The following is a 15464-nucleotide window of genomic DNA, read 5'->3' on the forward strand; positions in this document are numbered from 1 at the left end:
ACACATGATGACGTGACACAGATCACAAATGGGAAACTTGGCAGGTTTTTCGAACACACCACAACCGGTTCATGAACGACACCCCTGACTCTTTTATCCGCCCAACGGACTATGGGGTGGTGAACGTCGTTGAGAGCCCGTTTTCACCCCCACTTTTGTACGTGACACACACCACAAAACACGTAGGACGTTCGTCCCGTCACCCACTCAAAAAACAGGGCGACTGACGGGGTGAAAAACGCCTCGCGCGCCACCCCCTCACCATGCATAGTTATGCACACCTATGCATACTATAAACAGGTAAAGGCGAAAAACATTTGACGCTTTTATTAAATCCCGATCATAAACTATGCGGGTTAAAGAAAATTAATTCGCGACACGCCCACCCGTCCCACAAGAAAGAACATGAAAGAAAAACTCCGCCGACCCAGACCACACCTGATGATGGGCGTCAACGATCTGGAAACACTCCACCCCGACATCGCAGCCCAATGGGATCAGGACCGTAACACGCGGCTCACACCCGCCACAGTCCTCGCCACCGCACGGGCACACGTCTGGTGGGTCTGCCCCTACGGACACTCCTGGAAAGCAGCCGTCTGTACGCGCACTGTCAGTCGTAAAGGATGCCCCACATGCGAATCCCCCAACTGTGTTAGCGGCGTGAACGATCTGGAAACACTCCACCCCGACATTGCCCGCATGTACGCCACCGACATGAACGCCATGCCGCCCAGCAAGGTCGCCAGCGCCTCTCACCACACGTACTGGTTCAGGTGTAAGCGCGGACACCTGTTCTCCACCCAGGCGCGCCGCATGGTCGCCGGATACCAGTGCGTCCAATGCTCCGCCACCTACCAGCCACACTGGTTCCTCTCCGCCCTGTGCGCGCAAACCGACCCCGACGTGTTCTACCCCGAACGTGCGGGAACCACCGCCCCAGCCCTGTCAATCTGCTCACGCTGCCCCGTCATAGCCGAGTGCCGTGCCTACGGTGACCGCGTGGAGAAAGGACTCACGCAGTATGAGCTGTGGGGTGTTCTCGGTGGGGAAACCGCCTACCAGAGGGCTGTGCGCAGACGCAACCAGGCCGCCTGAAAAGAACCACCAGAACGAGCCTCCCAAGCCACGTGAACTAGGCTTCTGCGAGCGCCGTACCAGCCCCCCGCGGGCGGTTACTCCCCGAATAAAACAGGACTGACCCCAGGGGCACACATGACAGTCAGACGCACGCTGACCGAGCGGACCACGCTGTACCCGTCTCGTGACACAATGGGACGTGTTCGCGCCTGTCAGGATCAACGTCGCTCCTGGTGGGCACGAAAACTCCAGCGCACCTCGTACATCTGGTTCATGAGATTCACACGGTACCACACGTCTGACAAAACCCTGCGATCCACGTCAGCGGGTGGCAGGTTGTCCAACACGACTTTCAGTTGCTCGTCCGTCACCGTGTACGGGTTTCGCCTGGGAGTTTGAATCACCGCATACACGACAGCCTGCGGAGTCCCGATCGTGCGCATCATGTTTTTCGCGCTCGCAGCCCACTGGTCTACGGCAGCGTCCGACGTGGCTTCCGGCATCTGGGCCAGCGCCATAATGTCCTTGCCCGCGACAACGATGTGAGTGACGGGACTGAACGCACTGGCAGAAAACACGCGCACATGCTCACATGCCTGCGCGTACTCGTACAGGTGGCGGTGCAGCGCGGTCGAATGAGACTGCCCCACCACTTTTATTTCAGCCTCCTTCTCGGAATACCCGTAGGTACCGCCCGCCCTGGCCTCAATCCGGTCAGTGATCGAATGCTTGATGACAACCAGGAGGCCCAGCATTGCCAGTTCACACGCGTAGAACCAGATGAACCACTCCAAGGGGATGGTGATGAAGAAGATTAGGCAGATCAGGGTGATTGCCATGAGTGTTATGAATGCTGCGCACTGGTTGAACGGGGAGCGGTGTTTCATCAGTGCGCTGACCAGTGCCCACACGCCGATGATGGCTGCGGGGTAGAAGTAGAGGGACGCGGGGAACGTTGTGTGGTCCAGGATGGTGGCGCTGATCAGTGTGAGTGCTCCGTAGGCGATGGGCGCGGCAATGGTGGCCCACCATGACCAGGTGTTGGGCACGGTACGCACGTGGACGTGCTGGTAGCGGGGCGCGGTAAAGTCGGTGGTTGGGCGCGGACGAGCGTATTCTCGTGGGCGCTGCTGCGCTCGCGGCTCGGCGTGCGGCTCGCTCGATTGTTCGCGTGGCGCGTCATCTTTCAAACTGAGGTCGTACTGAGCGCGCCTGCCAGGGTCTTTGAGCGTGTCCCACGCGGCGTTAAGCTGGGCGGTCATGTTTGCCCCACCCTGGCCTGCCATGTCAGGGTGATAGACACGCATCATGTGGCGGAACGCCTTTTTGATCGTGTCCACGTCCGCGTCGGGGGTGACCCCGAGAATCTGGTAGTAGTTGAGTCCTGTTGCCGTGTTCATGTTTCATGCCACCTCACTTGTTTAGGCTTCCCGTTATGCCCCTACTTGTGGGACGAGGCGGATAAACACGCGCGGGCATGGTGGAGCCCCCAGCCGGGGGTGGGAAGGTGGTATGAAACCGGCTGGGGGCAGTCTATGGTCGCCCCACACTCACAGCGGGGCGCGTTGGACCCTACTAGGCGTCGTAGGTGCCCAGGTCTTCCACGTGGCGCAGCACGCGGAACGTGCGGTTCTCACCATCGTCAGACACGAACGGGTCCTGGTCTTTATACAGGAGGACGTGGTGGCCGACCAGGCCGCGCGCCATGTTCGCCACGTAATTGCCTTCCTCCGTGTACAGGCGTTCCGTGTTGATACGTTCCTCCTTGTCGGACAGTTCGCCGCCGCGAAGCCCGTGGAACATGACGACCGCCCTATTCGTCTTACGGTCACGACGCACCGAGTCGATCACAGCGCTGATGACACCCTTACGGCTGCCTTTTTCGGCGTGAATGATGCTGTCCATCCGGTCGATTGCTTTCATCACGCTGGACCCTTCACCGGTGAGCGTAAGCAGTTTGATGGAGGCTCGGCGTACAAGTTCGGCCAGTGACGCGTCCGGGTCGTCCTCACGCATGGCGAGGGCGATCGGGATGCTGGCGATAACGAGGTCACGATTGTCCATGATGGTGTTTCCTTTCGAGTATTATTTGGCCGCCAGTTTTGCCCATGGGGCTTCACTGGACGTGACAGGCTTGTCAAGCAGATCCATGTCCGTGTTGACGAGGAACACGATCCGCTTGGTGACGTTATCCACCCACTTTTCCCATGTTTCGATGGGCGAACGGTCATGGTCTTGCATGTCGTTGCGGCGGATCGGGATGAACAGGGGCGCGGGCTGTTCTTCGACCACTTTGAACAGGTGGTAGCGCAGCCTGGCGTTCGCGGAGGTGTCCATGTCGGTCGTGCCGGTGATGGAGTGTTGGGCGCTCATGATGATCCATGCGAGTGTGCGGGTGAGGGCACCGATGTCACCTTTCGTGAATGGCGCGTTGGTTTCACCGAGCATTTTGACAGCCAGTTCGGATAGTTGTCCGGCTGCGAGCATGGCGTAGGAAGCCATGTTGACGTGCCCGTCGACGTGGGTGCCTTCCCATGCTTTGGATTCTCGCCACTGTTTCATTTCTCCCACCTCTTGTGTGCCGGAGGGTTCTTCTGTTCCCTCGTTACTGTCTCTTGTGGGACGGTCGGCCTGTTCGCGTACGGGGACTGCGGGGAGGATTTCGTCCGTGTTGAATCGTGGGGATGGCGTGTTGGTGCGGGCGAATGGGCAGGATGTGACTAGGGGGCACCAGCCGCATAGTCCGGATGGGCGTGCGGGGAAGCAGCCCGTGTCCAGTCCGGTGTTGAGTGTGGTCCAGGCTTGCTCCAACAGGTCGAGTGTGTGTCCGTTTTCCTGACGGTTTTTGACGGCCACGATGCGCGTGGTGGCGTGCGTGACGTAGTGGAGTCTTCCGCCGCTGATTGTGTAGGTGCCGAGCCCTGCGGTTTCCAGGTGTTTGGGGAGGGCCATTGCGTACAGGCGGATTTGGTCGCCGTGCGGGTCACCGAATTTGAGGGCGTTTTTTCCACTCTTGTCTTTACCTGTCTTGTAGTCAATGATGGTGAGGGTTTTACGGTCGGCGTCTTTAATGTCGATACGGTCGACGATGCCGTGGACGGGGATACCGCGCAGTGTGATGTTCGTGAGTGGGAATTCTGTTTTGAAGACGGCCTGGCTTTTCTTGAGTCGTTTTTCGATGGCGAGGTTGCCGAGAACGTTGCTGAGAACCTGACTGGTCCACAGTGTTTTTTCGTCTTCGGTGAGTTGGCCGTTCATCTGGTCGTGGAGGAGTTCGCGTGTCAGGCGTGCGGCCACCTCGTCGCTGGGGGTGTTTCCTGGCGAGTAGAGTTGTTCGAGAACTTTGTGGGTGGCGCTGCCGATGCTGGTGGCGTCGAAGGGGCGGGCAGTGGTTGTGAACATTTTGCGCACTGCTGCCTTGGCGGGGCATTGGTTGACGTCCTGCATGGTGGAGGGCGACATGTAGGGGCGTCGGATGGTTTTCAGCGTGTCGTCGCTGGTGACGTGGAGTCCGTCGCGGCCCCATTCCAGTGTGTTCTCTACGTTCTCGCTCATAACTCTTCTTGTGGGACGCTTCGGGTGTTCGGGTGCCGGTGGCGTCAGCCTGTGCTGGGTGACATACGAGTGTCAACCTGGCGGAGTTGACGGGTCGGAAGTCTCAACCACCGCTTGAAGATTTAATCTCCCCAGTCTCAACACTTACTTGAGGGTTGGTGTGCCGCTCATACTGCGAGGCGCCCCGTTCTGCGGATCGCCACTCTGGCGTAGTGGTAGGTGCCACCCACAGCCGTGTCCTCGTCTTTAATCAGCATCGTCTTTTTCGTACGCTGCCGCTCCCCCATGCCTAAAACCCTCGCGTCCAGCAGGTCAAACTGGTCGGGGTTGTGCTTGTCCAAAAATGTGATCGGCACCCCCATCGCCCCCGCATAGCCCGCAGGTATGCGGGTGACTCGCCCCACCTCGATCGCGTCATAATGGTCATAGCGCGGGTACTTGTCGGGCGTGTACCGGCAGGTCAAAGTCATGGGTGGTGCACCGTGACCGTGCTTCAAGGTGGTGAACCAGCGGGTGAGCGTGCTGAGGTGGGCGGTCTGACCGTCAGGCGTGTTGAAGATTGTGGGCCTGGTGATACCCAGGTGTGCGCGCCCCGACAGTAGGAGCGGGTAGAACTCGGCGTAGCTGACAGCGTTCAGGTTCCCGATCACGAGAAAGTCAGCGTCCAGATCGTCCAGGAGTGTTGCGTAGTCGCGGAACAGGCTGAACGGCGGGTTGGTGATGAGAATGTCGGCATCGTGGGCGAGTTTGACGCATTCGTCTGACCGGAAGTCTCCGTCGCCTTCAAGCCTTCTGACGCGTGTGCCGCGTGCGTCGATAGTGATGTGGGTTCCTCTGCCGCCTGGTGTCATGGAGGTGGCGTCCAGTCGTTCCAGCCCGATCTGGTGGAAGTTGTGTGACAGGTAGCGGGTGAAAGCACTGTTTGAACTGTCTGCGTTGCAGTAAACGCGGGCGCCCCTCAGACTTTTCGCGTAGTGGTCGAGTTCGGCCTGCACGTCTTCGATACGCGTGTAGAACTCGTCATTACAGTTCTTTTTAGACTGGTTGAAGTTGAGGTTGGTGTTCACCCACCCACCAGTTGCGGCTGGTGAACTACCTCAACACTGAAGATGTTCGTTGGGAATCACGACCACACCTACCCCACTGGTTTGAGCCTGCGTTCCAGCACCCACTCGTTTTCAGGCGGCACACTCATGCTCGACAGGCGGCACGCGCGAAACACGGCAGCATCCAGCTTGTCCATACTGGCCGTCATCACGGTGCGAACCGGCACACCCTGATCGTCTGTTACCGTCACCATCACCGCGCCATCCGATCCAGCCACACGGACCACGCTTCCACGCTCAGCATCCACTCGCGGCAAATCTTCGTCCGGCACGACACTGACCCACGCGCCCAACGACTCCACGCGCGCACACAACTCGGCAGGAAGCCCAGGGTCATCCGCGTATACTGAGCCGCCCGGTGTGCACGCGGGCCACGACGCGCTCAAAGGGTCTACGCCGTCCATGTCCGGCTGACTCACATTCTTCACGTCTGGCTGACTGATATTCTCTATGTCCGACCGGCCCGTATCAGTCACGTCCAGCCCGCCACGCTCCAGTTCCTCATGCTCACTGAGCGGCCTTCCACAATCCACGCACACAACCATCGTATGCACGTGCAGACACTCGCGATGCTGCTCACGATCCTCCACAGCAGCCTCAAACGCGCAACCCTGCCTCACTCTCATTCACCCCACACGTCCAAGCTCACAGGCGTACACCACACAAGCACCCCATCAATACGGCGCCTCACCCGCGTCTCACCCTTAGCCAGCACGCCAGGAGGCAGCAAATCCACCAGCGCACGATTCACACCCTGCGCACCACCCGACCAGTGCAACACGTTCGCCACCGCGTTTTGATCCAAAAACAGCCACTCGCCACCATTCCACTTGCCGATATGACCCACGCGCCGCTGAGACACGCTCACAGGATCGCCCAACGTTGCCACGCCCTGCGAGATAAGCGACTGCACGCGCTCAATAATCTTCTGCCCATCCGACATGTTCGAATTCATGATCGTGCGAGTATTCACCAAACTAAAGTTCGCCAACGCGTCCGCCGCATAATCCGTCAACTCGTCCGCCTGCTTCTCACTGACAATCTCCAGGTCAACAGCCAGTTCCATGAACACGTTGTACCCCGTGATGATCGACGCCAGTGACGTGATCGCGCGGCTCGTCATGTTCACCTGCTTGAACCGCTCCCCATACGTGTCACGAAGATCCTTCTCCACATCGGTGCGTATGTTTTCCAGGCGCCGCACAAAAATGTCAAACCTGGCCTGAGCCGCCTGACGCGGATTCCGCTCAACGTCCGACAGTTTCACGCTCTCAATACTCATCGCCACGCGACGCAGGAACAGTGCCGTCATGTACTCGAAACCCTCGTCCGTCATGTCGTAAAACTTCTTGAGGGCGCCCTCCCCACCATCATCCGACCCGTCCGGCATTGTCGCGCGCTTGAACATGGCTCCCGCCTTCACAGGAATCACCATCATCCTGTCCAACCCGCTCTCGGCAAAGTTACCGCCCGTAGGGACCTCTTCACCCGTGATGATCGTCAGCGGTGCCGCATCATCCGTGTCACGCACACCGATCGTGCCGGTCACACGATCCACCTCGCCACGCTTCTTACCGCCCGACCCGTGGGAGCGTCGCAGCAGCATGTCCAGCGCGCTCGCCACCTCTTCAGCCTTGCGGGCACTGTTTTCCGGCTTGAAATCGTCCACGTGCACAAAAATGTCGTTCATCCCGTTACACAGAAGGTCGACAGCGTTCGCCGTCGAATTGAACGTCGCCATAGGTGGGCGCCTCGGACCCCACGTTGGGCTCAAACACGACGTGAGAGCCTGCGCGAGCGTGGACTTGCCCGACGACTTGGGGCCGAAAAACCCGATCGCCGTTTGCGGAGTGATCGGCAGGAACGACAACGCGAACGCTCCGATCATCGTGTCCCACTGCTCCGGCTGGTTGAGCAGGTCACGCAGATGAATAAACTCGCGCATCTGCACGCGTGCCAGACCCACCATGTCGCCCATCTCAGGGATCATGATTTTCTTGAAGTCCGCCGTCATCGGCTTGGTCTGCACCCGGTCAGTGAACTGTGCGCCGTGAGCGCCGCTCGCACACACCCATACCCAGTGCGGCTCATCCCCACCGGTCAGATACCAGCCGAAGCGCCGCAGGTTTTCACACACAGGCAGGTCGTCTGGCGAGGCTGCGCGGATCGCGTTGGCAATATCGTCATTAGGTCGACAGGGGCGCTCCACTTTCACGCCTTCAGCGCCTGGCAGCTGCCCGAGCCACACTCCCGCTTCTGCGAGCTTATCGTCAGGCACCATGATGGGCGCGTGACGGACCACACCACCCGCCCCGTCGGGCGTGGTCACTTCCAGTGTCAGCAGTTTCGGGCCGGTCAAATCATCAATCCCGTTTTTCACCCACGAGTCGACTTTTACAATCCTGGCCGCCGCACGCACCTGCACGGTTTCCTCACCCAACTGTTCATGGCCGTCAGCGTCAATAATGATCCGCTGAGAGTAGATGACGCCTTTCGTCATGTCGCTCGTCCACTTTTCAGCCTGCGCGCTGCGCATAGTGACCGGCTTTTTCGGCTCGCCCGGCAGCCCTTTCGCCCCGTCAATCATGGTGGCGAGCTTACTGGCACGCTCCTCGTCACCCCTGATCCTGCCGATAAAATCGTCCAGCCCGTTCGTCCCACCCAAAAACGACAGGTTCACGAACCGAACGTTCGCCGACCCCACGCGCGTCATGCCGACAATCGCGTCACGCAGCGCTTTGCCTGCCATCCACACGTTGTGGTTGGTGGAAATGTCCGCGTCCAAAATGATCGTGGCCTTCTCAATATGGTCAGACAGGATGGTGGTGAGGTCTTCGTGCGGCATTTTGTCGTGCCGCCAGTTCTGACACCCCTGGATGCCGACAACGAAAACGCTTTCGTCAGCGTACTCGCGGGCAACGAGGGTCTGCTTAGTGCCCTCCACAAGAAGAATGTGAGTGGCTTTCCCCATTTTTGCTTCCTGCTCCTCAGCCACGTTGATGACGGAGCCGGACCCTTGAGCCTGGAGGTATTTGAATTTGGGTTTGCCTTTGTCGTCCAGTGGCGGGTTGTCGGGGCGGAGCTGGTGGACGATCGTGCCGCCACACTTGCGCAGCGGGTAGACGATGCCGGGCAGGACGCTCGCATAGGTAGCCAGGTCGGGCGGCAGGTCGCCTGGTTTTTGCGCACTGAACACGCCGACTTGTTCAGCCCACGCAGGGTCGATTCCTTTTTCTGCGAGTAGTTCCCTGTGCTTTTTCAGCAGTCTCGACCCACTCATGCGCCATCACCTTTCACCAAGTTTTCGGTTTCAACTGTCCTTTCTTGTGGGACGCTGGGGCCAGTGACGGCACGCATGACCATCAGTATCGAGTGTGCGTGACTTTCTCGTAGAACTCGCGCGGGATTTGTTCTAGGGCAGCTTCAAACGTGGCGGCGTCCTGCTGCCAGTTGCCACCCTGGACGTAGGCTGCGGACCTGCGGATCCACGCGGTGCACGTCTCACTCACGTACTCGTCGTTCCCGCCGACATAACACCAGCGGCGCACAAGAGCCCACCGGACGATGATGGGGGCAGCGTACGCGAGCTTGTCACTGTTCAGGGCGCGCAGCATCCGGTAGGTTTCGTGAATACTGGTTTGCGCCTGGAGAAGGATGGTGGTGTATTCCGCGTCCAGGTCGCCTTCCAGGCATGACAGGATCGGGTCCTCACTGATGGTGGCCCCACTGAGCGGCATGAGGTCAGCCATGTGGGTTCTCACGGTGAACGCCCTGCCGTCTGACGGCTTGTAGACGCGCCACGGGTCGTCGTCGGGAAGTGTGGCCAGTATTTGCCAGGTGATTCCGCTGATGAAGGCGGCGAACCTGTCGTGATCGTCGTGCGCGAGGGTTCGGGTCGCGTGTGCTGCCCAGCGTGCCTGGTGCAGTGTCGTGTAGGGGGCGCAGAGCGCAGCCACCCACCGCGCGTAATCGGTCGTGTTCATGGTGTGCTCCTGTCAGTCGTGTCACCTGGTTGTGGGGGTGTCAATTCGTTGTTGTGGGACAGTGCGCCTGGTTGTGTCCGCTTATTTTCGGGGTCGCGGCATATAACCAGTATGGAGAAGATTTGTGGCGTTATTGGGTTGCCTTCCTTTGCTCGTGCGTGCGCGTCCTACGGCGTGACCATTGTAGGCGGAGGACCGTTCGAAGAGTCTGGACCTGCGATTAGTGCCGAGCTTGAACGGCGTGGCGCTTTCCCAGTTGTGGTGGGCGAAGGTGCTGACGGTGTGCGCGGCCTGTACGCGTGGGTGTCCCGGTATTGTCATAAGACGCGGATCCTGATTGTGCGACTGGAGGGTTCTCCTGGCGTGTTGTCCATGTCAGGGACGCGTGAGATGACGACTCCGTGCGACCTGGGTGACGTGTTGAAGCGCCTGGGGTGGGCGGATATTTCGACCAGTGATGTCATGGATGTGAATGGTCTGGTCAGTGATGCTGCTGACGAGCCGGTGGATGATGAGTTTGACCCGTGGGCGGAGTTTGACGCGCAGGGGCAGTCGGAACAGGTGCTCGCAAGTCAACCCGATCAGCCTTCTGCTCCAGCGTGGCCGGAACAGCCTGAGTCTGCTCCCGAGCCTGCATGGCCTGAGCAGGCAGCCCAACCCGAGCGCGCCACTGAACCTGCCACCCCCGCATGGCCTGAAAACACCACTGAACCGGCAGCCGAGCAGACTGCTCCAGCGTGGCCGGAACAGCCAGCCCGACCTGAGCCTGCCGCATGGCCCGAGCAACCCGAGCCTGAACCGGCACCCACAGCTCCCGCGTGGCCGGAACAAACCCAACCAGACCCGACGCCAGCGTGGCCGGAACAGCCAGCCCGACCTGAGCCTGCCGCATGGCCCGAGCAACCCGAGCCTGAACGCACTACTCAACCTGCCGCCCCAGCGTGGCCGGAGTCTGCCCCCGAGCACTCTGCCCCTTCGTGGCCCGAACAAACCGAACCCGCACCGACCGCCCCAGCGTGGCCGGAGTCTGCTCCCGAACCGAGCACACCTGAACACACCACTGAGCCTGCCGCTCCTGCATGGCCTGAACAGCCCGCGCCTGAACACTCCACCGAGCCTGTTGCCCCCGCATGGTCGGAACAGCCAGCCCAGCCGGAACCTGCCGCCCCTTCGTGGCCGGAGTCCGCGCCCGAACCAGAACCGGCACCCGCAGCACCCGTGTGGCCTGAGCAGTCAGCCCAGCCGACCGCACCTACTCAACCGGCCGCCCCCACGTGGCCCGAGCCGACCACTCCAGCCCAGCCGGAGTCATCACCCAAACCCACCGCCCTGCCCGAACCATCCGCGCCCGCATGGCACGAACGCACCGCTGAACCGACAGCTTCCGCATGGCCAGACCCCGCTGACCACACAGAACCGACCACACCCAACCTCCAGCCCACCACCCACGACCAGCCACACCCCCTCGACACCTACGACGACCAGGCAGCCGTCCTCTGCGTCTACGCCGGAAAAGGCGGCGTCGGCAAATCACAACCCCTCACCACACCCATCCCCACACCCAACGGGTGGACCACACTAGGCAACCTCACCGTCGGCGACACCATTTACAGTGCGCGCGGCACCACCACACGCATCGACTACCTGTCCCCCATCACCACCCGCACCACCTACACCATCACCTTCGACAACGGGCACACCGTCACCGCATCCGACGACCACCTCTGGCCCATCCACACCACTAACGGGCTCACACTCGCCCCCAGCCGCACACTCACACCCGGCATGAAAATCCCCCTCCCACGCCCCATCGACGGCACCCCCACCACACACACCTGGACACCCGGCACACCCATCCCCACACCCATCCTGCGCGCCGACCTCACCACCAGACGCACCACCTGGAACATGATCCTCGACTACTGCCAAACCGAATGGAACGCCACCATGCGCACCGTCACCCTCTACGCGCGCCCCCACCTCATCCCCACCATCACCGAACTCGCCCGCACATTCGGCTTCCACACCACCCCACACCCCACCAGCCTCACAATCCGGCTCGACACTAAACACCTCACCATCACCGCCATCACACCAGCCGGACAAGCCCGCGTCCGCTGCCTGCGCATCACTGACCCCACCCACCTCTACCTCACCGACGGGTTCACCCCCACCCACAACACCACAACCAGCCGCAACCTCGCAGAGCGCGCCGCCACACGCGGACTCAAAGTAGTCCTCATCGACTCCAACCAAGGCCAAGGCGACCAACGCACCTTCCTCAGACTCTCCAACACCACCCTACCCAGCATCTACGAAGTCGCACTCGGACAGCCACCCGCAACCGCCATCCTCATGCCCACCACCATCAACAACGAGCGGCCACGAATGCTCGACCCCATCAGCTTCAGCGTCGTCCTCGCACCACCACCAGACGACAACGACACCACCATCATCCAACCCGCCCACTACCTCGCCGTCGTCCGCTACGCCCGCACCATAGCCGACCTCGTAATCGTCGACACGCAAACCGTTGAAGCAGGCGACGCTCGCGGAGGCACCACCATGAGCGACCTCGTCATCCCCCTCATGCACGAAGGCGCGTGGGCACTCGGACTGACCGAAATGGGCAGGGAAAGCATGGAAAACCTCGTGCGCGCCAACCGAGAACTCCTGGGCGCGGGCTGCGACCCCACCCACATGCTCACCGCGCTCAGCCTCGTCAAAGAAGGCGAACACGTTGATACGCGCACAGCCGTCGAAACGTTCGCCCCCACCCACTTCGTCGCCACCGGACACAGGTCACCCACCATGCCCGGACGCACCGCCGCAGGAGTCATCGACCACAACGACCCCGCCACGACGCAGCTCCTCGACACTGTTCTCCACACTGTCACCGGGCTCCAACCACCCGACAACACTCAGCGCTCGAAACGACGCTTCCGACTCTTCTCACGAAAACAAGGACGCTAACCGTGAACACCCCAACATTCAACGGGGCAGCCGACACATGCCCAGACCCCGACACCACCACACTGTGCGACCACCTCACCCACATCATCATCCCCACCAACACGTGGCTCGACACCGCCCCCACCACCAGTCTCGCCACGCTCCCCGCCTTCACCTACACCGGCGGGCAACCCGAACGCACCACGTGGACCCTCAACAGTCAGCCCGTCACCGCCCTCACCATCCAAGCCGGACACTCCCGCACCCTCCACTGGCACACCCACACCCGCACCGGCACCACCACCATCATCTCCGCCCCACGCACCGCCGCCCACTACCAGGCCAACACCCCCCACCCCACCAGCATCATCATCCCCCCACAACCCGACCGCATCACCCGCACCCACCTCACCGTCCTCCAACAAGACGCCACCACCGCCAGGTGGCACCTCCTCACCCTCCTCGAACCCATCGTCACCCACCACGTGAAGCGCGCATCCCAACACCTCGCCATCGAAAGCGCAACATTCCGCAACGGCGGCACAACGCCCACCGGGTTCATCCCACCACTCCTCGACACCGAAGCCGTCACCACGTGCGTCAACCGGATCCTCTACGGCACCACCGGAACCAACGGCGGCGTCACCATGCGCATGATCGACCGCATGACCCGACCCGACACGCTCACCACCATGCACCCCATGGCCTACCTCCACCGCACCATCCACCGAGACGCCCTCGACCAGGTGCTCCGCTACACCGGCGACCCCCACCTCGGACGCGCACTCCGCCGATGGGTCACACTCCACCAGCCCGCCACCCTCACCGAACTCGTCGACACATACAACCAGGCGCACCCCTCCGCCCACCTGTCCACCACCCGCGCCATCCGCGCACTCACCATCCCCCACACGCTCCACGACTCCTTCCACACGCTCACACCAGACGGGGAGGTGGAACACACGTGGACCCCCAACAACAACTAGAACGAGCAAACGAAGCCAAGGCTGCGGCACAACACATGCGCGCACAATGGCTCATGATGCTCGCACGAGGCAACATCAACCTCGCCGACCTCATCGAAGCGGCCACGCGCACAGAAAACACACCCCTCCTCAAACTGCCACTGGTCGCAATCCTCCAAGCCATCCACCCCACATGGACACGCGCCCACACCCACCGCACACTCCGCACGCTCACACGACTCGCAGACTCGAAAGCCAACCCCACCACCCTCACCCTCGCATGGCTCATGCGGTCCAACACTGCCGGGCGGCGCATCAGCGCACTCGCACAACTCGACACGCCACTCAACCCACACGCCCCCTGGCCTGGATTCCCCTGGACGCCAGAAAGACACGACCAATGACGCTCGCAGAACTCATCACCACAATCCGCACCCACCCCGGCGACGAAGACACCCTCATCACCGGCTACCTCGCCACCAAGACGCGCACCATCCGAATGCTCGCCATCGACAACACGCGACGCTTCGGACTGCCCCGCGACACCCAACCCGACCTTGAGCAGGAAATCATGCTCAGCGCCTACACGCTCATCCGGACCTTCCTGACAAAAAACACCACACCCGAATGGTCATTCAGCACGTACATGAGACGCCGCGCCCTCAACTGCGCCACACAACTGACCCGCACCGCAGGAGCCAACCACCTGTCCGGCATGGGCGGCCAGGAACGACGCCAACGCTACCTCGCCACCCGCAAAGCAGAACTCACCACCACGCTCGCACGCACACCCACCACCAGTGAACTCCTCGCCTACGCCAACCAACACGCCCAAGCCACACGCAAAAACCCCACCAAACAAGGCATGGTGTTCACCCGCAAAGACCTCACCCCCACCCGCACCCTGTCCACCGACGCGTTCCGTGACGACTACGATTACGAGCCAGCCCAACCACCCGACCCGCCCGCCACCCTCCTCGCCCACGACATCATTACCCAATGCGCCCACCACTCCCCCCTCCTCGGGTCAATCGCCGCACACTGGCTCCGCCCCATCACCAGCGGGCAGGCGGACACGCCAGGCAGCTTCACACACACAGCCCGCGCATTCACCCTCGACCGTCAGCAAGCCGACGCCGCACTCGCCCTCATCCGCGACACCACCAGGCACATCACCGGCGAACACGAGTGAAAAAACGGGTGGGTGGGCGGGCGTGCGCGACAGCGCACACGTATCGCTTGGGGCGCGTCGCCCACCTGTCGGTGGGCTCCGCTCGGGCGCGGCTGGGCGTGCCTGTTTCTTCGTGGGGGCGTGTTGGCTTCTTCTAGTGGGGCCGCGCGTAGCGCGGGTCGGTTACGCTTCGCGCGCGTCACGTTGGGCGTCCCGCCACCGGGGCCTGCACCGAGTAAAATTGTGCGCCCCTGCACGCCTGCACCCTACGAGCCGCGTATGCCGTGTCGCCCCCTTGGAGCCTGTGCCTTACCGGTCGCGTTGTGAATGTTCAGCGTGGTTGCTGAGAGTCGTGCGTGAATTGGAACCTGAACCATTGTGCTCGGGCCGAACCGTGCTGTGCGGGTCATGCAGGGCGGCCAGTCCTGCTCGGGGTGCTGCCTTGTGCGGGCTGAACAAGGCCGAATCATCTGTGCTGGCTGAACCATTCGTGCGGGGCGTATTGCGTGCTCGGGTCACACAGGCCGAACAGTCCTGCTCGGCGTGCTGAACACTCAAGCCCAAACTATCCAGGTCGCAAAGCGAACCACCAAGCGAGCCGCAACCATCACACACACATCCAGCTCGCCCCACCACCTGGACCACTCTAGGC

Annotated in this window: 12 protein-coding genes; 5 read left to right on the plus strand and 7 right to left on the minus strand. The window is 61.4% G+C overall.

Annotation, left to right across the window (positions count from 1 at the left end; translation table 11 throughout):
• Positions 1 to 405 precede the first annotated feature (405 nt).
• Entirely contained in the window at positions 406 to 1098 is a 693-nt protein-coding gene (locus HMPREF2975_RS07190; RefSeq protein WP_083314472.1) for a zinc-ribbon domain-containing protein, read from the plus strand.
• Positions 1099 to 1298: 200 nt separating this feature from the next.
• Here the strand turns inward: HMPREF2975_RS07190 and HMPREF2975_RS07195 are convergent, their stop codons facing one another.
• The 7 genes from HMPREF2975_RS07195 to HMPREF2975_RS07225 all read right to left on the minus strand — a co-directional run bounded on the left by HMPREF2975_RS07195 (position 1299) and on the right by HMPREF2975_RS07225 (position 9724).
• Entirely contained in the window at positions 1299 to 2480 is a 1182-nt protein-coding gene (locus HMPREF2975_RS07195; protein WP_070726788.1) for a DnaJ domain-containing protein, read from the minus strand.
• A 175-nt stretch (positions 2481 to 2655) separates the two neighbouring features.
• Positions 2656 to 3144 carry a hypothetical protein gene (locus HMPREF2975_RS07200; protein ID WP_070726790.1) on the minus strand — a complete coding sequence of 163 codons (489 nt, stop codon included), beginning with the start codon at positions 3142 to 3144 and terminating at the stop codon, positions 2656 to 2658.
• A gap of 21 nt (positions 3145 to 3165) precedes the next feature.
• Entirely contained in the window at positions 3166 to 4635 is a 1470-nt protein-coding gene (locus HMPREF2975_RS07205; RefSeq protein ID WP_070726792.1) for a RecB family exonuclease, read from the minus strand.
• Between the two features lie 167 nt (positions 4636 to 4802).
• Entirely contained in the window at positions 4803 to 5702 is a 900-nt protein-coding gene (locus tag HMPREF2975_RS07210) for an adenine-specific methyltransferase EcoRI family protein (RefSeq protein ID WP_070726793.1), read from the minus strand.
• 68 nt (positions 5703 to 5770) lie between these two features.
• A complete protein-coding gene (locus HMPREF2975_RS07215) occupies positions 5771 to 6361 on the minus strand; it encodes a hypothetical protein (RefSeq protein WP_141757325.1) in 591 nt (196 codons plus the stop codon).
• A gap of 2 nt (positions 6362 to 6363) precedes the next feature.
• Positions 6364 to 9021, minus strand: coding sequence for a hypothetical protein (locus HMPREF2975_RS07220; RefSeq protein ID WP_070726798.1), 2658 nt, complete (start codon positions 9019 to 9021; stop codon positions 6364 to 6366).
• 82 nt (positions 9022 to 9103) lie between these two features.
• Positions 9104 to 9724: a hypothetical protein gene (locus HMPREF2975_RS07225; protein ID WP_070726800.1), complete on the minus strand. Its 621-nt coding sequence runs from the start codon at positions 9722 to 9724 to the stop codon at positions 9104 to 9106.
• Between the two features lie 111 nt (positions 9725 to 9835).
• Here HMPREF2975_RS07225 and HMPREF2975_RS12305 point away from each other — a divergent pair, with 111 nt between their 5' ends.
• Genes HMPREF2975_RS12305 through HMPREF2975_RS07245 form a run of 4 tightly spaced genes read left to right on the plus strand, consistent with a single transcriptional unit; the run spans position 9836 to position 14833 of the window.
• On the plus strand, positions 9836 to 12697 hold the full coding sequence (locus HMPREF2975_RS12305) for a hypothetical protein (protein ID WP_141757326.1): 2862 nt from the start codon (positions 9836 to 9838) through the stop codon (positions 12695 to 12697).
• A 2-nt stretch (positions 12698 to 12699) separates the two neighbouring features.
• A complete protein-coding gene (locus tag HMPREF2975_RS12550; protein ID WP_070726804.1) occupies positions 12700 to 13662 on the plus strand; it encodes a hypothetical protein in 963 nt (320 codons plus the stop codon).
• Positions 13641 to 14045, plus strand: coding sequence for a hypothetical protein (locus HMPREF2975_RS07240; protein WP_141757328.1), 405 nt, complete (start codon positions 13641 to 13643; stop codon positions 14043 to 14045). The genes HMPREF2975_RS12550 and HMPREF2975_RS07240 overlap by 22 nt, the downstream gene beginning before the upstream one ends.
• On the plus strand, positions 14042 to 14833 hold the full coding sequence (locus HMPREF2975_RS07245; RefSeq protein WP_070726808.1) for a hypothetical protein: 792 nt from the start codon (positions 14042 to 14044) through the stop codon (positions 14831 to 14833). The genes HMPREF2975_RS07240 and HMPREF2975_RS07245 overlap by 4 nt, the downstream gene beginning before the upstream one ends.
• The last annotated feature ends 631 nt before the right edge of the window (positions 14834 to 15464 follow it).

Origin of the sequence: Actinomyces sp. HMSC065F12 (genome assembly GCF_001814535.1) — a bacterium.
GTDB classification, from domain to species: Bacteria; Actinomycetota; Actinomycetes; order Actinomycetales; family Actinomycetaceae; genus Pauljensenia; species Pauljensenia radingae_A.